Here is a 22,700-nt window from a genome sequence, read left to right on the forward strand (position 1 = left end):
GGTCATTCTCTGGTTTCCCTGCGCGGTCGGGCGCGCTTGTGGCGCGATCATTCGGACCTTATGCACTCGCAGGCAAGGTTGCAGTATTGGGTGCCAAGAGCAAGGCCGGGGGAATGGTAAGCCTCACGGCCTTCGCATGACCAAGCGACGCGATGCAGCATCCAGACAGGCCGAGAAGGTCAGCTCAGGGCTCGACTCGGAAATTTGGCACGCGAGCGGCAGGTCGCCACAGAGAAATTCCGCGTGCATTGGTTTGCGGGCGGGTCACCCGTTCTCTGCAATGCGCAACATGCCTCGGCAAGGATATTTCTGCTATCCTCGGACCATTTTAGGGAGGGCTTTTCCATGACCAACATCCATCGCAGATCGGTTCTGCTCGGGAGCGTGGCAGGTGCCGCGCTCGCGGCCACCTCTGTACGTTCCGTGGCTGATACGACGTCCCTGTCGGATATCGGAGCCTCGATCGTCTCGTCGCCCGAGGTGACCATCTTCCAGGCTCGCGAGATCGTCACCCTCGACCCCTCGCGGCCCATCGCAGAGGCCGTTGCGGTTGTGGGTGGCCGCATCCTGGCGACCGGTTCTGTCGATGAGGTCGAGGCCATCGTCGGCGACCAGCCCCGGCGATACGATGCGCGCTTCGCGGACAAGGTCATCGTCCCCGGCTTCATCGCCCAGCATGATCATCCGGTGCTCGCAGCACTGACCATGTCGTCCGAGATTCTCTCAATCGAAGACTGGGCGCTGCCCACCGGCACGGTTGCGGCGGTCAAAGACAGACAGGACTTCGTCACCCGCCTGACCAAGGCCGTGGCGGACAGCGGTGCCCCAGGAGAGCCGCTCATGAGCTGGGGTTACCATCCCGCCTTCTACGGCGCGCTGACGCGGGCCGACCTCGATGCGATCAGCACCGAGCGGCCCATTCTGGTCTGGGCTCGGTCCTGTCACGAGATGATCCTGAACAGCGCGGCGCTCAAGGCGGGTGGTGTTACGCAGGAGGTCGTCGATGCCTTCGACGACACGTCGCGGGCGCAGTCCAACCTCGAGGAGGGACGGTTCTGGGAGCAGGGCTTCTTTGCTGTCATGCCGAACATCGCATCCCTGGCCGCAAGCCCCGAACGGCTGCGCGCCGGGCTCGAATTGAGCCGGGACTACATGCACAGCAAGGGCATCACCTTCGGCAATGAACCGGGCGGCATTCTGGCAAAGCCCGTGCAGGACGCTGTCAACGCCGTCTTCTCCAGTCCCGACATGCCCTTCCGCTGGTCTTTCATCGTCGACGCGAAAAGCCTGGTGGTGCGCTATCCCGACGATGCCGAGGTGATCGCCCGTTCCGAAGAACTGGCCTCTTGGTACGGAGGCATGACGAGTCTCGCGCCGAAGCAGGCCAAGCTGTTCTCGGACGGCGCAATCTATTCGCAGCTCATGCAGGTCCGGGAGCCCTATCTCGACGCGCACCACGGAGAATGGATGATGGACCGCGAGCTCTTCGAGCGGGCATTCCGCGTCTATTGGGATGCCGGCTACCAGTTGCATGTCCATGTGAACGGCGATGCCGGTCTCGACCGGGTTCTCGACACGCTGGAGCTGAACCTGCGCCGCAACCCCCGCTACGATCATCGCACCGTCATCGTGCATTTTGCAGTGAGCGCCTTCGATCAGGTGGAGCGGATCAGGGCTCTGGGCGCCATCGTGAGCGGGAATCCCTACTACGTTGCCGCTCTGGCGGATCAATACTCCGAGGTCGGCCTCGGCCCCGAGCGTGCTGACGCCATGGTTCGTCTCGGAGACCTGTCGCGGGCCGGTATCCGCTGGTCCCTGCATTCGGACATGCCGATGGCACCTGCCGACCCGCTCTTCCTGATGTGGTGCGCGGTCACCAGGCAGACGAGCTCCGGCCGCGTCGCCGCGCCGGACCAGACGGTGACCGTCGAAGAGGCACTGCGCGGGGTGACCATCGAGGCCGCCTATTCGCTGAAGATGGAGGACGAGATCGGAAGCATCGTCCCCGGCAAGCGCGCCAACCTGACAATCCTCGACAAGAGCCCGATGAGCGCTGAGCCCGAGGAGTTGCTGGACATCGGCGTCTGGGGAACGGTCATCGAAGGCCGGGTGCTCGAGGCCGGTAAGGCGCAGCAAGACGCGAGTCTTGCGCCACGGTCTATTTCCGATCCGGGGAGCAAGACGTCTGAATTTGAGTTTGCCGCGCTGGAACATGTTCTGCGGATTGTACACGTTCATCGCTGAAGAGAAGCGCCTCGCGCCAGGCAATCACAGAACAAGCCACAATCACCTTACTCTGTCGGGTGGATATGAGGACCATGCCGCGCCTGCGAAAGAAGTATGCGCCATGCGATCAGCCTGAATGTCACGAAAGGGCTCGGTGCGGGCTTGCGGCAGAGCAGCGATGCGTACACCTGGCGGACCGCAGCACCCGTCGCTCTCGGCCCATTGCGGGCACTCATCTCATGTCCCGACGCTGCAACGCGGCGTCGCCAAAGCTGCCATCTGTGCCGTCAGCGGCGAATCCCACCGCACGGACACACTCTGAGTTAGCAAAAGCGCATTTTTATTCAATTTCTTGGCCGCGAAAGGTCAGCCCAGAAATGCCTCAACCTGGTTTGCGGATATCATAGAATACGCAGGGCATGCCATAGTGGGTTTGAATGCCGATGTATGTCATCCCCAACCGCTGCATCACGCGAGCGGAGGCTCTGTTTTCCGGATGCGTGACCGCGGTCAGGCAGGTCTCACCAATTGTCTCGAAGCCAAAGGTCGTAACAGCTTTCCCAGCTTCGGTCGCATATCCGCTGCCTTGTGCGCTTGGCAGCAGGCGTTTGGGACTCACAAGATGTTTCGAGGTTAGAGACTTTCACCTGGGGAAGACTTTCCCCGGGTTCATGATGCCCTTCGGATCAAGGCAAGCCTTCAGCTGTGCCATCACGCTCAGGTAGGTGGCGTCGCGCGAGAGGGGTAACACCGCCCGCTTTTCTTCGCCGATGCCGTGTTCGGCCGACACCGTGGTTGCGCCAACCCCGTCGAGACTGCCGTAGACCGCATCGTCGAAGAGCGCTCGCGCCGCCAGTCGTTCGGGGGGCAGGCCGAATGTGACATGGAGGTTGCCGTCACCGATGTGCCCGTAGAAGAAGGGTGGATGCTCTGGCGCAGTGTGCGCGATGCGGGCGCGCAGTCGCGCGACGTAGGCCGGCATGGCGGAAAGCTCCATGCCGATGTCGTAGTCGATGCAGGCGCCGAAGTGCCCTTCAATGGAATCCCCGTCCTCTCGCGCCCGCCAAATTGCTGATCGCTGCGCCTCATTCTGGGCGACCGTCGCGTCGATGATCTGACCCTCCTCGAAGGCGCCGCCGAGAAACTCGGTAAGCGGGCAGTCGCCGGGTTCGGGGTGCCAATGGCCAGTCTCGAGGATGGCGTAGATCGGGTGGTCGGCGGCAAGAGGCAGGAGGCCGAAGCCGGCCTGGGCTGTGGTGTGGCGGTAATACTCCGGCCACATGACCTCGAACGACAGCAATTGGCTGTCGAACCGGCTGCGGGCGGCCCCGAGAAGCTTGGCCAGATCCTCGAACCGTTCGGCGGCGACCAGCGCCACGCGGGTCTCACGCGGGCGGGGTACCAGTGCAATCACGGCGCGGGTGATGATCCCCAAGGTGCCTTCGGCGCCGATGAAGAGATGCTTGAGATCAAAGCCTGCGTTGTTCTTCTGCAGGCAGTTCATCGCGTCCAGCACCTCGCCGTTCGCGAGAACCGCCTCGAGCCCCAGCACGTTTTGCCGGGCCATGCCGTAGCGTAGCACGCGGATACCGCCCGCGTTGGTGGAGAGGAGACCACCGATACGCGCGGAGCCGCGAGACGGGATGTCGAGCCCCGGCATCAGCCCGTGATCCGCGGCCGCGTCGATCACGTCCTGCAGCACCGTACCGGCCTCCACCACGGCGATGCGCTGGTCGGGGTCGATCCGCAACACCCGCGCCATGCGCTCGATGCTGATCGCGACCTGGCCGGGGTGCGAGGCCGTGCCCTCGACCAGGCCGGTCAGGCCGCCATGAGGGACGAGGCCAATTCCCGCGGCGTTGGCATGGCTGCAGATTGTCGAGACCTCGGCCGTGCTCTCGGGAAGCATCAGCACGCCACAGTCCAGCGAGGCCGCGCAATAACCGGGGTCGCGCGCGCTCAGTCGCGCACCTGTGACGATCTGGTCGGGGCGCAGCACGGAGGCAAACCGTGCCGCGAGCGTGGAAGGTGCCAGCATCGCTTATCCGTGCGACCGCACGGCCGAAATGAAGGCGCGGGTGCGCGGTTCGGTTGGCGCACTGAGCACCTGCTCGGGCGTGCCCGTCTCGACCACCTCGCCATGGTCCATGAACAGCACCCGATGCGCCACGTCCCGGGCGAAGCCGAGCTCGTGGGTGACGATGATCATGGTGATGCCGGTCTCTGCGAGGCGGCGCATGACGTTCAGCACCTCGCCCACCAACTCTGGATCCAGCGCCGAGGTGGGCTCGTCGAAGAGCAGCACCTCGGGCTCCATCGCCAGCGCGCGGGCGATGGCGACGCGCTGCTGCTGGCCGCCCGAGAGCTCGGAGGGGTAGGCATCGAGCTTGTGCCCGAGCCCGACCTTGGTCAGCAATTCCTCGGCCTTCGCGCGCGCCTTGGCACGCGGCTGGCGCAGCACCTGGATCGGCCCCTCGGTGACATTCTCCAGCGCGGTCTTGTGCGGGAAGAGGTTGAAGCGCTGGAACACCATGGCCGTCTTCAGCCGCTGCCGGGCGATCTCGCGGTCTGTGAGCTCGCGCAGCCGCTCGCCGTCGCGGCGGTAGCCGACGAGATCCCCAGCCACCACCAACTGCCCGCCGCTGATCGTCTCGAGCTGGTTGATGCAGCGCAGGAAGGTGCTCTTGCCCGAGCCCGAGGGGCCGATGATGCAGAGCACCTCGCCCCTTTCGACCGCGAGGTCGATGCCCTTGAGGGCGTGGAAGGTGCCGAAGTGCTTCTGCAGCCCGTAGGAGGCAACGATTGGGTCGGTGGTCATGCCTTGCTCCCGTGATGGCGGACGCCCTTGGCGTAGAATTTCTCGATGCGGCCCTGCAGGATGCTCATGATCGTGACGATGAGCAGGTACCAGATCGAGGCGACGATCAGCAGTTCGATCACACGCGCGTTGGCGTAGTAGATGTTCTGTGCCGAGTGCAGGATCTCGGAATACTGGATGACCGAGGCCAGCGAGGTCAGCTTGACCATGCCGATCCATTCATTGCCGATCGGCGGGACGATCACCCGCATCGCCTGCGGGATGACGATGCGGCGAAGGCATTGCAGCTGCGGCATGCCGATCGACTGCGCGGCCTCGTACTGGCCTCGATCCACAGACAGGAGCCCGGCACGCACCACCTCGGAGGTATAGGCACCCTGCTGAATGCCGAGCCCGAGCAGCGTTGCGACGAAGGGAGTCATCAGGTCAACCGTCGAGACCGAGAAGACGCCGGGGATGGCGATGCGGGGGAAGACCAGTGCGAGGTTGAACCAGATCAGCAGTTGCAGCAGCACGGGCACGGCGCGGAAGAACCAGACATAGCCGCGCGCCGACCAGCTGAGCACCGGGTTGCTCGACAGGCGCATGATCGCGAAGACGACGCCAAGCGCGATGCCGATCAGCATCGCGAGGATCGACATGATCACGGTATTGATGAGACCGCTCATGATCGCGGGCACGGTGAGGAAGCGGCCGACGTAGCTCCATTCGATCTTGCCGACCGCAAAGCCGTAGGCAATGCCGCCGAGCGCCAGCAGGATCAGCGCGGCCGACAGATACCGCCCATGGTAGCGGCGGCGGATCACCGGCAGGTCGGCATAGGGGTTGGGGGGCAAGGTCATGTGTCTGGGGTCCCCTTGGGATATGTCTGCGTCTCGAGGACGATCTTTCCGAGGTGGCCTCGGCTTTCCATGAAGCGGTGCGCTTCCGCGACCTCGGCCAGCGGGAAGCGCCGCGCAATGCGGGGGGTGAGTGCTCCGGTTTCGACCAGCGGCAGCAGGTCCTGCCGAGCTCCGGCGATGATCCGGGCCTTGGCGGCGACAGGGCGATCGCGCAGCGAGGTGGTAAAAAGCGTCAGCCGCTTGCCCATCATCTTGCCGAGCGGTGCCTGCGCCTCGGGTCCACCCATGAGGCCGATCACCACGATCCGCCCGTCCATGGCGGCGGCGGCGACATTGGCGGGCAGGTGCGAGGCGCCCATCACGTCGAGGATGAGATCGGTACCGCGACCGGCAGTGAGCCTGAGCACGTCGTCGGCGAGGGTCTCCGGTTCGCGAGCATCGATCACGTGGTCGGCGCCCAAAGAACGGACGAACTCCGCTTTCGAGGGGCTGGAACAGGCGATCACCGTCAGGCCCATCGCATGGCCGGCCTCGACCGCGAAGCTGCCCATGCCGCCCGATGCGCCATGTACGAGCAAGGTCTGGCCACGTGCCATGCCGCCAAGATCGACGAGGTTGGACCAGATGGTCGCCATCGCCTCGGGCAGGCAGGCGGCCTCGGCCGCGCCCAGCCTTTCAGGCCAGGGCATCAGGTGGTCGGCGCGCGCGCAGAGCCATTCGGCCTGCGCGCCGCCATCGCTTAGCGCGCAGACCCTGTCACCGACTTTCCAGTCCGTGACATCGGGGCCTATCGCGTCGATGATCCCCGCAGCCTCAATCCCGGCGACCGGGCTGGCGAGCGTGTAGCGACCGCGCGCCAGCAGCAGGTCCGAGTAGTTGAGGGCGGCCGCCGCGACGCGCAGGCGCACCTCTCCGGGTCCGGGTATTGGCATGGGCTGCGGGCGCAAAGCAAAGCCCCCGCCCGCAGCCTCTCCCCAAACCACGGCCTGCATCTCGGTCACAGCAGAGACCTTGGCCGTCATGGATCAGCTGCCCTGGTCGATCGAGACTTCGGTCAGCGCCTGGGCTTCCATGCCGAAGGCTTCCAGTGCGGCCGCATAGGCGCCGTTTTCCATGATCTCGGTCACGCCCTGTGCCACGGCGTCGCGCAGCTCGGGGTATTCCTTACCGAAGGCGAAGCCAAAGAGCGTACGGGTGATCGGCTCGCCGATGGTACCGAAAACGCCCGGTTCCTGCGCCATAAGGTAAGCGACGTATTCCTGGCCGAGGATGCCCGCGTCGAGGCGCTCCTGCATCAGCGAAAGGCGGGTGTCTGTGGCGCCGCCTGTGCCCAGCACATTCATCGCCTCGAGCCCGGCGCCGACGCAGTGCTCCTCGTTCCACTTCTCGAGCGAAGGCAGGTAGCTGGTGGTCCGCGGTGCGCCTACCGCGTGGCCGCAGAGGTCGGCGTTCTCGGTCAACTCGGCGGCGGTGGCGGCAAGGCCGAAGGGCTGGGCCCCGGTCGAGAGGTAATCGACGAAGGACATGGTCTCGCGGCGGCTCGGCAGGTCCGAGATCGCGGTCCCGATCATGTCGATGCGGCCGCTGGTGACCGAGGTCATCAGCTGCTCGAAGCCCATGTCCTCGTAGCGGATTTCAAGCCCGAGAACTTCGCCGAGGGCATCCACGAGCATCACGTTGATGCCGGCCCGCTCGTTCGTCTCCGGGTTGCGGAACGCCATCGGCGGGTAGGTGCTCTCGATGCCGACCGAGAGGTAGCCCTTTTCCTTGACGTCAGCAGGGACCATTTCGGCTGCGGTCTCGGCAATGGCCGCACCAGCGGCAAGGCTGAGCGCCAGGGACGAGGCAAGAGTTGTGATTTTGAAGGTCATTGGGAAGCTCCACTGTTGGATGAGGGATCATGTGAACAGACGCGCGCAGGCGATCCCGGCCCGCGCGCGGGGTACGGGGAGCTTTCCGCTCCCTTCGTATTCATGTGACGAAATCGAGGGGCGACGTCGGCTCAGGCCCGGCTGTTCCCCTCAACCACGGACGAGGACGGGGCGCTGTCCGGATCGATAGCCCGCAACTTGTAGGCAGCGGCCTTGGGAGCCCATGCCGCGTAGAGTGCCTCGAGATCCTGAAGGGGCGTCCTGGAGTCGTCGATGCGCAGGTCCGTATCCTTCAGCTCGTCCGAGTCCATGACGACCAGGAATGCCGATTGCAGAGGATCGCGCTCACTGCCCGCGGCTTCGCCCGCAAGCATCCCCGCGAGAAGCCGCTCTTCGAGCGTGCCCGCGGCCGCCTCAAAGCCACGAACCATCTCCGGCAGCACGTCGGCGCTGCCGAGGAAGTTCCCGATGGCGAGACAGTCGGTCCCTGAAAGGCCACCGGTGTGCTCGAGGCACGAGCTTCCGGTGTGGTGCAGACCTTCGCCCGCCATGGTCAGCACGCCGAGCTGCCGCCAGTGCGGGGCATGCGCGGCACTGCGCATGGCCTCGAGAACACCAGCCGCGTCGGCACCGTCCTCGAAAGCGCGCAGGCCGACACGGTGCAGGCGCGGATCGGTGCGGGCCTGCGAGAAGACCACGCAGCCGGGAAGTACGGCACCAACGCGCGCGCCGACCGCAACGGAGGAAGTGGTGACGGCAAAGCCGATACGGCCGGTTTCGACGCAACGTCCAGCAAGCGAATAGGTCATTCTTCGATCTCCACGCCGGTCTGTGCCGTGATCGGCCCGTAGTGCTCGATCCGGCGGTGTTTCGCGAAATTGAAGACCGAGCGGCGGATGTATTCGCCGAGCGCCAGGTCGCAGTTGTAGGAGATCACCTCGTCCTCTTCGGTGACCGCGCGGGTGACGGTCTCGCCGGTGGGGGCGATGATGGCCGAGCCTCCGATCATGGTGAACCCGTCCTCCGAGCCGCACTTTCCGGCGGCCATCACCCAGGCGCCGTTCTGGTAGGCGGCGGATTCAAGGCTCAGGCGGTGGTGATGCTCGCGCAGGTGCACCGGCTCGTTGTGGTGGATGTTGCGGGTGGGGGTGTTGTAGCCCAGCATGAAGATCTCGGCGCCGCGCAGCGCCATGACGCGGAAGGTCTCGGGCCAGCGGCGGTCATTGCAGATGCACATGCCGATGCGGCCGGCATCGGACTTGAACACCGGGAAGCCAAGGTTCCCGACCTCGAAGTAGCGCTTCTCGAGGTGTTCGAATTCCGGATCGCCAATCGGGTCCTTCGTGCCGGGCAGATGGATCTTGCGATACTTGCCAAGCAACTCGCCCTCCGGCGAGACCAGCACCGAGGTGTTGAACCGGTGCACCGTGCCACCCTCGGTCACCTTCTCGGCATAGCCGAGATAGAAGCCGACGCCGAGCTTCTTGGCCTCCTCGAACAGCGGCGCCATCGCGGGCGAGGGGAAGCCCTCTTCGTAGAAACGGTCGTATTCGGCGGGATCGTCATAGACATAGCGCGGGAAGAAGGTGGTCAGGGCCAGTTCGGGGAAGGTCACCCAGCGCGCACCGCGGCCATGAGCTTCGCGCAGCATCTCGATCAGGCGAGCGACGGTGGCCTGCTTCGTGTCGTTGAGATGGACAGGCCCCATCTGGGCCACGGCGAATACGGTTTTACGGCTCATTGCCTGCTCCTTCGAAATCTTGAGCAGGAGGGTAGACATCAGCACTTTCATCTGGAAATAAAAATGAAGGTACAACAAATAATGTCAGGTTATTCGATATGATCCGGTTGAGACAGCTTGAGGTGCTTTGCGCGGTCATCGATCTCGGGACCACCTCCGGGGCGGCCGAGGCGCTTTCGGTGAGCCAGCCCGCGGTCTCGAACATGATCCGTCATATCGAGGATCTGGTGGGCTTTCCGCTGTTCAAGCGCGAGAAGGGGCGGCTGACACCCACCCCCGAGGCGCTGCACATCGCCCAAGAAGCGCAGCACCTCTTCTCGCAGCAGAAGCGCGTGGACCGGATCATCAACCAGCTGCGCGGCGGCACCGTGGGTCAGCTCAACGTGATCGCGACACCCTCGATCGGCTACGTTCTGCTGCCGCGACTGATCACCGAATTCACCCGCACCCGGCCCCGCGTGAAGCTGTCGATCGAGCTCGGCAGCGTCGATGACATCATCCAGCAGCTGATCAGTGGTCGCGCGGACCTCGGGTTTTCAATCACCTTGCCGCGCCACACTGCGCTGAGCGTGCGACCGATGGCCTCGGGAAACATGGTGTGCGCGATGCCCGAAGATCACGAACTGGCCCTGTCGCGCAGAATCAACGTGCTCGATCTCAATCACGTGCGGCACATCTCCTACGGGTTCGGGACGCCGCTGGGGCAGATGATTGACGAGGTTTACCGGAAGAATGGGATCGAGCGGCGCTACTTCTGCGAGGTACGCCACACCTCTACCGCGCTCGAGATGGTGTCCGCTGGCGCGGGAGTCGCCTTGGTCGACAATTTTGCCCTTCTGGGTGTCGCGCGGCGGAGCATTGCGGTGCGAGAGATCGAGCCCGCGATGCCGGTCGCGCTGCACGGCGTGACCTCGAACCTGTTCCCGACCTCGCATGTCGCCATGCAGTTTCAAGAGTTTGTGCGGGACGCGCTGAACGATCCCGCTGCATTGGCAGAGTGGGGAATAACTGCAGATTATTCCTGAGCTAAGTTTTTTTATTTCAAAATATTGACCTGTGCTGCTCTCTTCGCTTCAACGCCGGAGCCCACAGCTTCGCACCGACGTCAGAAGGCAGCAGTATGTCAAATCCCATTCTCTCCGTCCGTCAGGCCGTGAAAACCTATGGCAAGTTCCGCGCGCTCGATGCCGTGGATCTCGATATCCGGGAGGGGGAGTTTCTGACCCTGCTTGGGCCGTCCGGGTCTGGCAAGACCACACTGCTATCGGCAATAGCGGGCTTCACCGCGCTCGACGGCGGAGTGGTCCATGCCCGAGGCGGCGACATCACCCCCCTGCCGCCCGAGAAGCGTGATTTTGCGATGGTGTTCCAGGGATATGCACTCTTCCCGACGATGACCGTGGCAGAAAATGTCGGCTACCCGCTGCGCGTGCGCAAGTGGTCCAAGCAGGACATCCGGGACCGGGTCCGCGAGTGTCTCGACCTGGTTCAGATGGGCCAATTCGCCGACCGCATGCCGAACCAGCTCTCGGGCGGGCAGCAGCAGCGTATCGCGCTGGCGCGGGCGCTGTCCTTCCGGCCCGACGTGCTGCTGCTCGACGAGCCGCTCTCGGCGCTCGACAAGAAGCTGCGCGCCGATCTGCAATGGGAGCTAAAGGCGCTGCACGAGCGGCTTGGCGTGACCTTCGTCTACGTGACCCACGACCAAGACGAGGCGCTGTCCATGTCCGACCGGATCGTCATCCTCAAGGACGGCGCGATCCAGCAGGAAGGGGCGCCGGGAGAGCTTTACGACTGGCCGCGCACGCGCTTCGTGGCGAACTTCCTCGGCAAGTCGAACTTCATCGAGGCGCGCATGGCGGGCCGCGAGGGCGACCGGCTGATCGCCGAGGCTGCCGGGCACCGCTTCGCGGTAAAGCCCGCCGCGGGAGCCCCGGAAACCGGTGCCGGGTGCTTGGCGCTGCGGCCCGAGCGCATCCGCCTGGGCCGTCCCGGCGAACAGGCCTTTGCGGGCCGGGTCAAACAGATCAGCTATCTCGGCGAACGCTGCCAGGTCCTGGTGGATCACGATGTGCTGGGCGAGGTGCTGGTCTCGCAGCCGACCTGGCACGCCGGCGTGCGGCCCGAGCCGCGCATGGACGTGAGCTTTGGTTGGGATGCAGAGGCCTGCGTGCCGCTGACCGACGCCTGACCTGCAAGAAGCCAGATTCGAACGTCGCGCATCTCCCTCCCTGCGCGGCGGACGCAAGAAGGGCCTCCGAAACAGGGCGGCCCAGCCAACAAGGAGACATCTCTTGGATACTTCCGACCGTCACTTCCAGTCCGATCTCGCCGAGATCGCGGCGGAAAAATACAAGGCCGGCACACTGTCGCGCCGCGGCTTCCTCAGCGCCATGGGCGCGCTCGGCCTCGTGCCGCTGCTTGGCAACCGGGCGCTGGCACAGGCCAGCGAAGTGGTCGTCTGCAACTGGGGTGGCGAAGCCTCGGACATCCTGCGCGATCTGCTCGGCAAGGCCTTCGAGGAAGAGACCGGCATTCCCGTCCGCGTCGATGGCGACGGCCCGAGCCCGGGCAAGGTGCGGGCCATGGTCGAAAGCGGCGCGGTGGTCTGGGATGTCTGCGATAGCGCGGCGGGTTCGGCCATGGTGATGAACGACGCCGGGGTGGTCCAGGAGATCGACTATTCGATCGTCGACAAGGGCAAGGTGCTCGACGGCACCGCGCTGCCCTTCGCCGTGGGCAACTACATCTTCTCCTACGCCATGGCCTACAACCCGACCATGCTGCCGGGCGGCGTGCCGCAGAACTGGGCGGACGTGTGGAACGTCAAGGACTTCCCAGGCATGCGGACCTTCCGCAAGTCGGTGCGCGGCCAGCTGGAGACGGCTGCGCAGGCCATGGGCATCGCCAGGGAAGAGGTCTACGCCTTCCTCGACGACGAGGGCATCAAGGCCGCCATCGCCAAGTTCCGCGAGCTGCGCGAAAACATCATCGTCTGGGGCTCGGGTTCTGACAGCCAGAACCTGTTCCTCCAGAACGAGGTGGCGATGGGCAACATCTACTCGACCCGCGCCTTCCTGCTGAAGGACCAGATGGAGCCGGGCACCTTCAAGATGACCTATGACGGCGCGCTGCTGCAGCCGGGTATGTGGGTCGTGCCGAAGAACAACCCCGCCGGCGCCGAGACCGCGATGAAGTTCATCGCCTCCGCGCAAGACCCGCAGCTTCAGGCGGATTGGTTCGTAGCCATAGGCAACGGCCCGATCAACCCCGCCGCCGCCAAGCTGGTCCCGGCCGAACTGTCCGAGTGGAACCCCAACACGCCCGAGAACGTGGCCAAGCAGGTGATCTACAACGACGAGTGGTACGGCAAGAACCAGGTTGCCGCCGAAGAGCTCTACATCGACGCGCTGATCGGCTGATGCGAGCCCAGGAATGCCCCGAATGAACGAAAAACTCCGCTACTGGATGCTGGTCCTGCCGGCGCTCGCCGTGATGATCCTCTTCTACATCTGGCCGGTGCTCAACATTTGGGGCATTTCCGTTACCGAGCCCTCTGCGGGGCTCGGCAACTACACCCGAATGTTCGACTCGAACGCGGTGCGGGTCAGCTTTGTGCTGACCTTCCGCGTCGCCGCGATAACGACCATCCTGTGCCTTCTGCTGGGCTACGTGCTGGCCTACACGATCTCGAATTTCGCCACGAGGGTCAGGCCGCTGATGCTGGGGCTGGTGCTGCTGCCCTTCTGGGTGTCGGTGCTGATCCGCTCCTTCGCCTGGATCGTGCTGCTCGGGCGCTCGGGTCTCGTCAACGATGCGCTGATGGACGCCGGGCTGATCTCCACCCCGATCCGCTTCATGCACAACGAGCTGGGCGTGCTCATCGCCATGGTGCACGTGATGCTGCCCTTTGCCGTGCTGCCGATGCTGACCAACATGCGCGGCATCGACGGCAGCTACATGAGGGCGGCGCGCGGGCTGGGCGCGAGCGAGTGGCGCGCCTTCCGCGAGGTCTATTTCCCGCAGACGCTGCCGGGTGTCTTCTCGGGCGGGCTGCTGGTCTTCGTGCTGTCGCTCGGATTCTACATCACGCCGGCGCTGCTCGGTGGCGGCCGCGTGATGATGATCTCGGAGTACATCACCTACCAGATCCAGGAATTCCTCAACTGGGGCCTCGGCGCCGCGCTCTCGGTCGCGCTGCTCGTTGCCACCGCCATTGTCCTTCTCGTCGCAGCCCGTTTCGTGAACCTGCGCAAGACCTTCCTGGAGCGAAGCTGATGACCCGGTCCCCCCTTCGCATCTTCTTCGCCACCGGAAGCTGGGCGATCCTCGCCTTCCTCGTGCTGCCGATCCTGGTGGTGATCCCGGTCTCGCTCACCGATACCTCCTTCATCGGCCTGCCCAGGGAGCACCTGTCGCTGCAGCATTTCGACACCTTCCTGCACTCGCCGGAATGGCTGCACGCCACCTGGACGAGCGTCTGGATCGGGGTCATCGTCGGGGCCGCCTCGACGACGCTCGGCACCGCCTTCTGTATCGGCTGCTGGTTCCTTTCGGATCGTGCCGCGATGATCGCCCGCTGGGTGATGATCGTGCCGATCCTCGTGCCGCCGGTGGTGCAGTCGCTTGGGTTCTACAAGTTCTGGGTGACGCTCGGGCTCATCGACACGCATTTCGGCGTGATCCTCGCCCACACGCTGCTGGCGCTGCCCTATGTCACGATCTCGGTCTTTGCCGCGCTCACCAACCTCGACCGCCGCATCCCGCAGGCGGCCCGCAACCTCGGCGCGCCGCTCGGCATGGCGATCCGCACGGTGATCCTTCCGTCAATCCGGCCGGGAATGATCACCGGCGCGATCTTCGCCTTCATCGTCAGCTTTGACGAGATCGTCGGGGTGCTCTTCCTCACCGTGCGCCGGGTCGAGACCCTGCCCAAGATGATCTGGGAGGGCATCCAGGAATCCGTCGATCCGGTGATCGCCGCGGTGGCGACGATCCTCGTTTTCATTACCCTGCTGGTCACCGCCGCTGCGGTGGCACGGTCCTACGTGGCCTCGAAACCCCAAGCGTCCTGAGAGGAGCAAGACATGACCTTTTCGATCATCGGGCATTGCGACCGCACGGGGGCCTTCGGCGCTGCCATCACCACTTCGGACCTCGCCGTCGGCAGCCGCTGCGTCCGGCTCGCGCATGGCAAGGGTGCCTTCCTGTCGCAGCACCGCACGGACAGCCGTCTGGGCGATCTCGGCATCTCGCTGCTGCGCGAGGGCCTGTCTGCCGACGACGCCATCACGCAGGTCGCGGCAAGCAGCCCCGATATCGAGTGGCGCCAGCTTGGCGCCCTCGACGGGCGCGGCCAAAGCGCTGTCTTCCATGGCCGCCGCATGTACTCGATCTACACCCATACGGCCGGGAAGAACTGCCTCGCCCTCGGCAACATCCTCGACAACGAGCAGGTGACGGCCGCGATGGCCGCCGCGTTCCTCGACGATCCGGACCTGCCGCTCGCGGAAAAGCTGCTCCGCGCACTCGAGGCCGGGCGGGACGCGGGTGGCGAGGTCGCGGGCAGCCTGCGTTCCTCGGCGCTCCAGGTCACCGGCGATCACGGCATCCCGAGCTACGATCTGCGCATCGACATGTCCGAGGGCAGGGCGGTCGAAGACCTGCGCGCGCTCTACGAGGCCTACAAGGGGCGCGAGGCGGCGCTGCGTGCGGTCGCCCTCTCGCCCGACGCTGTGCCCGTGCAGGCGGGCCTCTTCGAGACCAGCATCGAGCGGATCGCGGAGCTGGGCCTCGATGCGCGCTTCCCCACGGCGCTGCACCGGGACAGCTGGACGGTCGCGGGGTGAAAGAGGACAGGGACATGCAATTCGACACGGTGATCCACGGCGGCATGATCGCGACCGCCGACTACACGGCGAAGGGCGACATCGGCATCAGGGACGGGCGCATCGCCGCCGTGGCCGAACGCATCGACGGCGGTGAGCGCCGGATCGACGCGGGCGGGCGCATCGTCGTGCCCGGCGGCATCGAGGCCCATGCCCATATCGCGCAGGAAAGCTCCTCGGGCGTGATGACCGCCGACGATTACCTGTCGGGCTCGATCTCGGCGGCCTTCGGCGGCAACTCGTCCTTCATCCCCTTCGCCGCCCAACACCGCGGCCAGTCGGTCGACGAGGTGATCGCCACCTACGACGCCCGCGCCGCACGCTCGGTGATCGACTATTCCTACCACCTGATCATCTCGGACCCGAAGCCCGAGGTGCTGGAAGACCAGCTGCCCCGCGCCTTCGCCCGCGGCATCACCTCGTTCAAGGTCTTCATGACCTACGACCTGATGAACCTCGGCGACGGCGGCATGCTCGACATCCTCACCGTCGCGCGCGAGCACGGCGCGATCACCATGGTCCATGCCGAGAACAATGACATGGTCAAATGGATGAACCGCAAGCTGGCGGCCAAGGGGCTGACGGCGCCGAAGTACCACGCCATCTCGCGCCCCGAGCTGGCCGAGCAGGAGGCGATCAACCGCGCCATCCAGCTCGCCAAGCTGGTCGACGCGCCGCTCTTCATCGTGCACGTCTCGACCGAGGGCGGGGCCGAGATCGTCCGCCGCGAAAAATTCAACGGTGCCAAGCTCTTCGCCGAGACCTGCCCGCAGTATCTCGCCCTCACCCGCGCCGATCTCGACCGCCCCGGCATGGAAGGCGCGAAATACATCTGCTCGCCGCCGCTGCGCGATGCCGCTACGCAGGACGCGCTCTGGCACCACATCGCGCAGGGCACCTTCGAGAGCGTCAGCTCAGACCACGCGCCCTACCGCTTTGACGAGACCGGCAAGTTCCTGAACGGGAACGACATTCCCTATCCCAAGATCGCCAACGGCATGCCCGGCATCGCCGCGCGCCTGCCCTATCTCTTCTCCGAAGGCGTGGTGAAGGGCCGGATCACCCTCGAGCAATTCGTGGCGCTGTCCTCGACCAATGCCGCCAAGACCTTCGGCTGCGACACCAAGGGCCGGATCGCGCCCGGCATGGACGCCGACATCGCCATCTGGAACCCCGAGGCGCGCGTCACCGTGACCGCCGCCGACCAGCGCGACAACATGGATTACACCCCGTTCGAGGGCATGGAGATCACCGGCAAGCCCGAGATCGTCATGAACCGCGGCGCGGTGATCGTCGAGCATGGCGCGCTGAAGGCCAAGGAAGGCCAGGGCCGCTTCGTCGCCCGCCAGCCCGTCGACCTGCGCGGCAAATCCGGCTGGACCGCCAATGAGCTCGACCCGGCGCAGAACTTCGGGGCGGAGCTGCGTTGATGCGGGTGCTTGTGGTCAATCCGAATTCGTCGCGCGAGGTGACCGAGGGCATCGCCTCCGCGCTGCTCCCGCTCGGTCCGGTCTTCGAGGTGGTGTGCCGCGCGGACGGGCCCGAGACGATCCGCACCGACGAGGACGTTGCAGAGGCCGGAAAGGCCTTTGCCCGCCGCATCGCAACCGAAGCGGCGGACGGCTTCATCACCGCCTGCTTCTCGGACCCCGGCCTCGATCTCGCCCGCGCCCGCGTGGGCAAGCCGGTTGTCGGCGCGCAGGAGGCGGCGGTGCTCGAAGCCTGCGCGACCGCCGAGCGCTTCGGCATCATCGCGCTGTCCGAGCGCGCGGTTCCGCGGCATCTCAAGCGGATCGAGGCATTGGGCTGTCTTGACCGGCTCGTGGCAGAGCTGCCGCTTCGCGATGTGTCGGCGGCGGACTCGGGGCGTGACCCCGAGGTCTATCGCCACGTGCTGGCGCTTGGCGCAGAGCTGCGCGAGCGCGGGGCAGGGGCCATCGTGCTCGGCTGCGCCGGCATGGCGCAGCTCGCGGCGCGGCTCGAGGGCGATCTCGGGGTGCCGGTCATTGACCCCGTCGCCGCCGCGGGCCGCCAGATGCTGGCTCGGCTCGGCGCCCCGTCCTGAACTCCCCGACGGCGCCGGGGCGAAGCTCCGGCCCCGCCAACTCCAGCGTCGGCGCAGCGCGTCAGCGCCTTCTTACATCCAGCCGCCGGCCCGCCGCGGCACGTTCAAGGTGCCCGCCGGCACCGCTTCGAAAGGCCTCGATCATGACAGTTTCCCCGATCCCCGCACTGCCTGACATGGACGGCAAGACCACCGCGGTCTTCGGCTCCTACGTGCTCGCGAGCGGAACCGCGGGGCAGGAGGTGCTGCGCGACCACTGGGTGATCCTCGAAGGGGACCAGATCGCCGCCGTTTCGGAGAGCCGTCCGTCGCAGGCCGACGTGGTGCTCGACCGGCCCGGTCGCTTCGTGCTCCCCGGTCTGATGAATCTGCACAACCATTGCTTCAGCGAGGCCATCGCCCGGAGCCATGCCGAGGACGGCGTCAGCAAGCGCAATGATCAGAGCATCGTCTACACGGTGCTGCTGCCGCTCTCGAAGACGGGTCTGGACATCCTGACGCCCGACGAGCGCCTCGCGGTCGCGCGCATGGGGATCGTGCAGCTTCTGCTCGGCGGTGCGACCTCGGTCATGGAGCCGTTCCGCAACACCCTGCCCGAGATGTTCGACGCGGCGGCGGAACTGGGTCTGCGTTTCTGGGGTGCCCCCTATCTCTTCTCGGCCTCCGATCCGCGGGCGGGCACCGAGGGCGGCGTGTCCTACAACACGGCCTCGACCGATGGCAGCGACAATGCGGTCGATCTGGCCACATGGAACGCGCTGTTCGACAAGTGGCACGGGCAGGAGAATGGCCGGATCAGCCTCGCCATGAGCCCGCATGCGACCGACACCTGCGATCCCGACCTGCTGCGGGCGGCGACCGCCCGCGCGCGCGAGCTGGGTGTGCCGATCACCACGCATGTCGCGCAGAGCGAGGGCGAGGTCGCGACAATTGCCAGGCGGTGGGGCGGGCGCACCCCGGCGGAATACCTCGACTGGCTGGGCGTGCTTGGGCCCGATCTCCTGGCCGCGCATTGCGTCTACAGCAGCGAGAGCGACCTTGCGCTGATGAAGGCCCGCGACGTGACCGTGATGAACTGCCCGCGGGTCTTTGCGCGAACCGGCAAGACCGCCTCCTTCGGGCGGTTCGAGGCTGCGGGGCTGCGCACCATGGTGGGCACTGATGGCTACAACATGGACCTTCTGGGCGAGATCAACGCCGCCGGCATCGTGTCAAAGGTGACCCGCGGCGACGCGCGCAGCGCCTCCGCGCCGGCCCTGCTGGGCGCGATCACCGAGGCGGGTTCGGTGGCGCTCCGGCGCCCCGACCTCGGGCGGATCGTGCCGGGTGCCAAGGCCGATCTCACGCTCATCGACATGACCCATCCACATCTCCAGCCGCATTACGACCCGCGCCGCGCCCTTGTCGCGCTGGCGAACCGGGCGAATGTCGAGACGGTCATCGTGGATGGCCGGGTTCTGGTCGAAGGCGGCAGCATTGCCATCGCTGATGGGGCTGCGCTGACCGAGGCCGGGGCCGCCGCGATCCGCAAGATCTGGGACCAGCCGGAGGCGCGCGAGGCGTTCGCTTCGGCATAGCGCGGGGAAGACGACCGCATCAACCATGGCAACGGAGTTATGGAGTTTCCCCGTCCTGAGGGGGGGCGCTGCGGCCTTGCGGCCCGGCGTCGGGCCACTGGTGCGCGGACTTTCCCGACCTTCGCTGCAACGGTCCGATCGACGCCGCGATCCCGTCTCGGCCATTTAAGACGCGACTTGGGGCAGATGCACCGGAACCACCCCCTCTGCCTCAGCTTCCGCGCGCAGCCAGTGCCGAAATGCAGCTATTCGTGGGTCGTTCGCACGCGTTTCGGGAAAGGCGATCGCGTAGATTGTCATTAGGGGTGTGGTTGCGCTGAAGAGCCTGTTCAGTCGGCCAGAGGCTACGGTTGCGCGTACGACGGCGTCGTACGCGAGTGACACGCCCTGATGCTGTTCGACCATCGTCGTCGACAACTCGCAGTTGGGATGGGTTGGTCCAGGAGGCAATTTCGCTCCGGCAAGACCGGCGGCGGCGAACCACTCGGGCCAAGCATCGTCTGTCTCGTCATAAAACAGCGTGAGGCGAAGCAGATTCTTTGGATGCTGCACATTCTCACGCCTGCGCAGTTCAGGTGAAATCACCGGATAGCGCGCCGAGGCTATCAGCGGCTCGACTTGCAAGCCCGGGGTCGGGCGGTCGGACCACTGGATCACGACGTCCGCGTCGTTCGTCAAGAAGTCGAGCGACGGGGCACCGTTCGAGACCCTCAGCCGGAGATCACGGGCGAAATCGAGCCTCGACAGGCGGGGCACGAGCCAGCGCGCCGCGAAGCCCGGAGTGGAGAGGACGCGCAACGTGCTGGGCGCCTCGCGAATGGCCTCGGTCTCTTCGAGAAACGCGTCAAGTAGGTGAGTTAGTTTTCCGGCATACCCCCTCGCCCGTGAGGGTCAGCGCGATCCGGTTGCCCGAACGCTCGAAGAGCTGCGTGTCCAGGAACCCCTCGAGCGCCCTGATTTGGTGGCTGACGGCCGATGGCGTCAGGCACAACTCTTCCGCTGCGGCCTTGACAGACATGTGCCGCGCAGTGGCCTCGAAGGCACGGACAGCTGCAAACGGGGGGAGCCTGCGTCCCATATCTCTGCCTGAACTGGATTCACGCGAGCCTGAAAAGCGATCATTCGATGACGAAACGGAAACAGCGTAGCATCGGGACGCCAAATCTCAAAATCATTCACCGGAGGGATCGATGCTCTGGCTCCGCTTCGCCGTGGCGAGCGCCGCGGCTCTGATCGTCTTGTGCCCAACGCTGCCACGCGCCGAAGCCGAAACACATGTATTGTTCACAGAATGGCAGCAGGCAGACAGCATGGCCACGCTCGCCTCAGTGCTTGATGACTGGCTCGATGTTTGGACAGATTGGCCGCGCCGCGAAGCTGCCCCTCATGTCCGCTTCGTCGGTGCGTGGCAGGCGGCGGCGCGGCAAGGTGCGACGGCCAACTTCCAGCGCGGTCGCTCGCGAGGACTATATGATCCCAATCGGTCCGAGGTCCTTTTGGTGCGCCCCTGTGACCCGCACGAAGCAGACGACGTCGCCGTATTGTTGCACGAACTCGTACATCACCGGCAGGCGCCGCATCACTGGTATTGCCCGGCCGCACAGGAATTGCCGGCGTACCGTCTGCAGGAGGCGTGGCTTTCGGAGCAAGGACGGGCGGTTGACGTCAATTGGCTGGCCGTAGTGCTCGACGCCGGATGCACCCCGCGAGATATTCATCCGGAGTGACTCAACCGATGATGGGGAGGAAGAACGGCGCCCTGCGCCGGCACGAGGAATATCGATGCCCATTTGAAAAGTCTCTCCGGCGCTTAGCAGTCATTAAGGGCTCGGAGCGGTCATGCGGCCTCCGGGCGCTGTTCGACAAGAGAGCGGACGGAAGGGCCGTGCGGCCATGCACCGCCGGTCGGCAATAGCATGGAGGTTTTGGGATTTTCGCAGCAGGAGCAAATTTCCTGAGCGAGCCCCGCGTCGGCAGAACGTGGTTGATCCATGTCATTCCCCGTAAGCCCGAGCTCTGGCCAACTCCTCAATGACGACTTGCCAAGATCAGAGTTGTAGGTCGCGCTGACCGATCCCTCCCCGGCTCTGGAGCGATGCCGCCACGCCGGGCGCGACCCCGGGAAATCCCGCGATTACGGGCTACGGCAGGCTGGACTGAAGACAGTGCCATTTCAGGGGAGGGAAAGAATGAAACTGGTAAGACTCACGGTGGGTGCCGCGCTATTGCTCATCGCCGGTACGGCCGGTGCAGAAGAGCGCTTTCTCGAGAACGAGACAATCTCGTCCATCGTCGGGGACTTCACTTTCGAGAAGGGGTTTCCCACGCCCGAGACGACCGAACGGCTGTTCCAGCTGCGCACCACCTACCGGGTGATGGAGGTGATCCAGCAGAACACCTTCGCGGCCTCGCTTTTCGCCATGCGCAAGGGTTTCGAGGAGTTCGGCGCGGGCGCCCCCAACCAGGTGATCGTGTTCAAGGACCTCATGGACGCTAAGTCCGAGTTCCTGACCGCGAACAACACCACCGTCTACGCCATAACCTTCCTCGACCTGAAGGAAGACGGGCCGACGGTGGTCGAGGCGCCCGCTGGCATGCTGGGCTTCTTCAACGATATGTGGATGCGCTACGTCGGCGATGTCGGCAACGCCGGTCCCGACAAGGGCGAGGGCGGAAAGTTCCTGATCCTGCCGCCCGGCTACGACGGCGAGGTGCCCGAGGGCTACTTCACCTTCTCCTCACGCACCTTTGGCGTGTGGATGGGTCTTCGAGCCTTCCTGGTGGATGGCAAGACGGATGCAGCTAACGCGCTCTACGAAAACCTCAGCATCTACCCCCTTTCCGAGGCAGCGAACCCACCTCCGACAGAGCTGATCAACGGCTCAGGTCAGGAAATCCTGACGGTCCATTCCGAGAACTACCACCTGATCGAGGAGCTTGGCGCGCTGGTGGCGCAAGAGCATCCCGATGCGCTCGACGGGGCGCAGAAATTCCTGCTGGCCTCGATCGGCATCGAGTTCGGAAAGCCCTTCGAGCCGTCTCCCGAGGAGCGGGCCCTCCTCGAGCCCGCGGCCAAGGTCGGCGCGGCGCTGCTGCGGGCCAACATGTGGAACTACAACGGTGACGAGAAATACATCTACCCGGACCGAAAGTGGTGGAACCCCTTCGTCGGCGGCGTCTACACATTCGACCCCAAGGGCTATCTCGACTACGACGCGCAGGCCTTCTTCGCCGCCTACGCCACCGGCGTGACGCCCGCCATGGCCAGCAAGATGGTCGGCGTCGGCTCGCAGTATCTCTGCACCCACACCGACGGCAACGGCCAGCCGCTCGACGGGGCGAGGACCTACAAGCTCAGGGTTCCCGCGGGCGTCGTCCCGGCCAAGGATTTCTGGTCGGTCGTGGTCTACGACAGCGCGAGCCGCTCCATGATGCTCACCTCGCAGGAGTTCCCGGCGCTCAGCAGCTACAGTGATCTCGCGGCCAACGAAGACGGCTCCGTCGACCTCTACTTCGGCCCGAAGGCACGAGAGGGCAAGGAGGCGAACTGGATCGAGACCGATCCGGCGAAAGGCTGGACGGCGATCTTTCGCGTCTACGGCCCCCTCGAGCCGTTCTTTGAGCAAAGCTGGAAGCTGAACGACATCGAAGCGATCGAGTGAGCTGGCGCGG

22 protein-coding genes are annotated in these 22,700 nt (G+C 65.2%); 12 read left to right on the plus strand and 10 right to left on the minus strand.

Going from position 1 to position 22,700, the window contains the following annotated elements; genetic code table 11:
- Window positions 1-345 precede the first annotated feature (345 nt).
- On the plus strand, window positions 346-2,244 hold the full coding sequence (locus IQ782_RS27205) for an amidohydrolase (protein ID WP_194137825.1): 1,899 nt from the start codon (window positions 346-348) through the stop codon (window positions 2,242-2,244).
- Between the two features lie 364 nt (window positions 2,245-2,608).
- Here IQ782_RS27205 and IQ782_RS30465 read toward each other — a convergent pair whose 3' ends face one another.
- From IQ782_RS30465 to IQ782_RS27245, 8 genes are all read right to left on the minus strand, one after another.
- Window positions 2,609-2,845 (minus strand): GNAT family N-acetyltransferase, encoded by a 237-nt coding sequence (locus tag IQ782_RS30465; RefSeq protein ID WP_194137826.1) that lies wholly within the window; start codon window positions 2,843-2,845, stop codon window positions 2,609-2,611.
- A 24-nt stretch (window positions 2,846-2,869) separates the two neighbouring features.
- Window positions 2,870-4,264: an FAD-binding oxidoreductase gene (locus IQ782_RS27215; protein WP_194137827.1), complete on the minus strand. Its 1,395-nt coding sequence runs from the start codon at window positions 4,262-4,264 to the stop codon at window positions 2,870-2,872.
- A gap of 3 nt (window positions 4,265-4,267) precedes the next feature.
- Complete coding sequence (locus IQ782_RS27220; protein ID WP_194137828.1) at window positions 4,268-5,044, minus strand: amino acid ABC transporter ATP-binding protein; 777 nt, start codon at window positions 5,042-5,044, stop codon at window positions 4,268-4,270.
- Window positions 5,041-5,886, minus strand: a complete 846-nt coding sequence (locus IQ782_RS27225) for an amino acid ABC transporter permease (RefSeq protein ID WP_194137829.1) — start codon at window positions 5,884-5,886, stop codon at window positions 5,041-5,043. Before IQ782_RS27225 ends, IQ782_RS27220 begins: the two co-directional genes overlap by 4 nt.
- A complete protein-coding gene (locus tag IQ782_RS27230; RefSeq protein ID WP_194137830.1) occupies window positions 5,883-6,908 on the minus strand; it encodes an NAD(P)H-quinone oxidoreductase in 1,026 nt (341 codons plus the stop codon). Before IQ782_RS27230 ends, IQ782_RS27225 begins: the two co-directional genes overlap by 4 nt.
- A 3-nt stretch (window positions 6,909-6,911) precedes the next feature.
- On the minus strand, window positions 6,912-7,757 hold the full coding sequence (locus tag IQ782_RS27235; protein ID WP_194137831.1) for a transporter substrate-binding domain-containing protein: 846 nt from the start codon (window positions 7,755-7,757) through the stop codon (window positions 6,912-6,914).
- Between the two features lie 131 nt (window positions 7,758-7,888).
- Entirely contained in the window at window positions 7,889-8,566 is a 678-nt protein-coding gene (locus tag IQ782_RS27240; protein ID WP_194137832.1) for a DUF1028 domain-containing protein, read from the minus strand.
- Window positions 8,563-9,498 carry an N-carbamoyl-D-amino-acid hydrolase gene (locus IQ782_RS27245; RefSeq protein ID WP_240989622.1) on the minus strand — a complete coding sequence of 312 codons (936 nt, stop codon included), beginning with the start codon at window positions 9,496-9,498 and terminating at the stop codon, window positions 8,563-8,565. The genes IQ782_RS27240 and IQ782_RS27245 overlap by 4 nt, the downstream gene beginning before the upstream one ends.
- A gap of 98 nt (window positions 9,499-9,596) precedes the next feature.
- Here IQ782_RS27245 and IQ782_RS27250 point away from each other — a divergent pair, with 98 nt between their 5' ends.
- The 9 genes from IQ782_RS27250 (at window position 9,597) to IQ782_RS27290 (ending at window position 19,028) form a co-directional block, all read left to right on the plus strand.
- Window positions 9,597-10,523, plus strand: coding sequence for a LysR family transcriptional regulator (locus IQ782_RS27250; protein ID WP_194137834.1), 927 nt, complete (start codon window positions 9,597-9,599; stop codon window positions 10,521-10,523).
- 95 nt (window positions 10,524-10,618) lie between these two features.
- Entirely contained in the window at window positions 10,619-11,689 is a 1,071-nt protein-coding gene (locus IQ782_RS27255) for an ABC transporter ATP-binding protein (protein WP_194137835.1), read from the plus strand.
- Window positions 11,690-11,792: 103 nt separating this feature from the next.
- Window positions 11,793-12,920 carry an ABC transporter substrate-binding protein gene (locus IQ782_RS27260; RefSeq protein ID WP_194137836.1) on the plus strand — a complete coding sequence of 376 codons (1,128 nt, stop codon included), beginning with the start codon at window positions 11,793-11,795 and terminating at the stop codon, window positions 12,918-12,920.
- A 22-nt stretch (window positions 12,921-12,942) separates the two neighbouring features.
- Complete coding sequence (locus IQ782_RS27265; RefSeq protein ID WP_240989623.1) at window positions 12,943-13,776, plus strand: ABC transporter permease; 834 nt, start codon at window positions 12,943-12,945, stop codon at window positions 13,774-13,776.
- On the plus strand, window positions 13,776-14,573 hold the full coding sequence (locus tag IQ782_RS27270) for an ABC transporter permease (RefSeq protein WP_194137838.1): 798 nt from the start codon (window positions 13,776-13,778) through the stop codon (window positions 14,571-14,573). The genes IQ782_RS27265 and IQ782_RS27270 overlap by 1 nt, the downstream gene beginning before the upstream one ends.
- Window positions 14,574-14,585: 12 nt before the next feature.
- Window positions 14,586-15,347 carry a DUF1028 domain-containing protein gene (locus IQ782_RS27275; RefSeq protein WP_194137839.1) on the plus strand — a complete coding sequence of 254 codons (762 nt, stop codon included), beginning with the start codon at window positions 14,586-14,588 and terminating at the stop codon, window positions 15,345-15,347.
- 14 nt (window positions 15,348-15,361) lie between these two features.
- Window positions 15,362-16,816 (plus strand): dihydropyrimidinase, encoded by a 1,455-nt coding sequence (gene hydA / locus IQ782_RS27280; RefSeq protein ID WP_194137840.1) that lies wholly within the window; start codon window positions 15,362-15,364, stop codon window positions 16,814-16,816.
- Window positions 16,816-17,451 carry an aspartate/glutamate racemase family protein gene (locus tag IQ782_RS27285; RefSeq protein WP_240989624.1) on the plus strand — a complete coding sequence of 212 codons (636 nt, stop codon included), beginning with the start codon at window positions 16,816-16,818 and terminating at the stop codon, window positions 17,449-17,451. The genes hydA and IQ782_RS27285 overlap by 1 nt, the downstream gene beginning before the upstream one ends.
- Before the next feature lie 143 nt (window positions 17,452-17,594).
- Window positions 17,595-19,028, plus strand: a complete 1,434-nt coding sequence (locus IQ782_RS27290) for an amidohydrolase family protein (RefSeq protein WP_240989625.1) — start codon at window positions 17,595-17,597, stop codon at window positions 19,026-19,028.
- A 165-nt stretch (window positions 19,029-19,193) separates the two neighbouring features.
- On the opposite strand, the gene IQ782_RS27295 is transcribed toward IQ782_RS27290, so the two are convergent.
- Both IQ782_RS27295 and IQ782_RS30055 read right to left on the minus strand, forming a co-directional pair.
- Window positions 19,194-19,826, minus strand: coding sequence for a LysR substrate-binding domain-containing protein (locus IQ782_RS27295; RefSeq protein WP_240989626.1), 633 nt, complete (start codon window positions 19,824-19,826; stop codon window positions 19,194-19,196).
- A gap of 46 nt (window positions 19,827-19,872) precedes the next feature.
- A complete protein-coding gene (locus IQ782_RS30055; protein WP_338092658.1) occupies window positions 19,873-20,106 on the minus strand; it encodes a LysR family transcriptional regulator in 234 nt (77 codons plus the stop codon).
- Between the two features lie 112 nt (window positions 20,107-20,218).
- Here IQ782_RS30055 and IQ782_RS27300 point away from each other — a divergent pair, with 112 nt between their 5' ends.
- Together IQ782_RS27300 and IQ782_RS27305 are read left to right on the plus strand one after the other, a co-directional pair.
- A complete protein-coding gene (locus IQ782_RS27300) occupies window positions 20,219-20,755 on the plus strand; it encodes a DUF6647 family protein (RefSeq protein WP_194137842.1) in 537 nt (178 codons plus the stop codon).
- Window positions 20,756-21,217: 462 nt separating this feature from the next.
- A complete protein-coding gene (locus IQ782_RS27305; RefSeq protein ID WP_194137843.1) occupies window positions 21,218-22,690 on the plus strand; it encodes a DUF1254 domain-containing protein in 1,473 nt (490 codons plus the stop codon).
- Window positions 22,691-22,700 lie beyond the last annotated feature (10 nt).

Origin of the sequence: Salipiger mangrovisoli (genome assembly GCF_015223355.1) — a bacterium.
Lineage (GTDB): Bacteria > Pseudomonadota > Alphaproteobacteria > Rhodobacterales > Rhodobacteraceae > Salipiger > Salipiger mangrovisoli.